This is a genomic window from Tritonibacter sp. SIMBA_163, assembly GCF_046535935.1.
In the GTDB taxonomy this organism is placed as follows: Bacteria; Pseudomonadota; Alphaproteobacteria; order Rhodobacterales; family Rhodobacteraceae; genus Epibacterium; species Epibacterium scottomollicae.
Map to the genome: position 1 here is coordinate 1 of NZ_JAWJBP010000337.1, position 278 is coordinate 278.

Sequence of the window (278 nt, forward strand, 5' to 3'; positions counted from 1 at the left end):
GACGATTAAAAATATTGAATATTCCATCATTGAAAAAGGTTGGCAAGAAGGCTGGGTGACAGCAGAACCCCCCGAGAAACGCACGGGTAAAACCGTGGCAGTTGTGGGGGCAGGCCCCGCAGGCTTGTGTGCTGCTGCCCAACTGAATAAAGCAGGTCATTGGGTGACAGTTTACGAACGGGCAGATCGTCCAGGGGGACTGCTGATGTATGGCATCCCGAACATGAAACTAGATAAGAAAGACATTGTTCTCCGTCGCATCGAACTGTTAGAAAAAG

1 protein-coding gene is annotated in these 278 nt (G+C 49.6%); it reads left to right on the forward strand.

Annotation, left to right across the window (positions count from 1 at the left end; translation table 11 throughout):
- Positions 1 to 278: FAD-dependent oxidoreductase (locus R0J92_RS22630; RefSeq protein ID WP_411053310.1), on the forward strand; the 278-nt coding region annotated here is incomplete at both ends.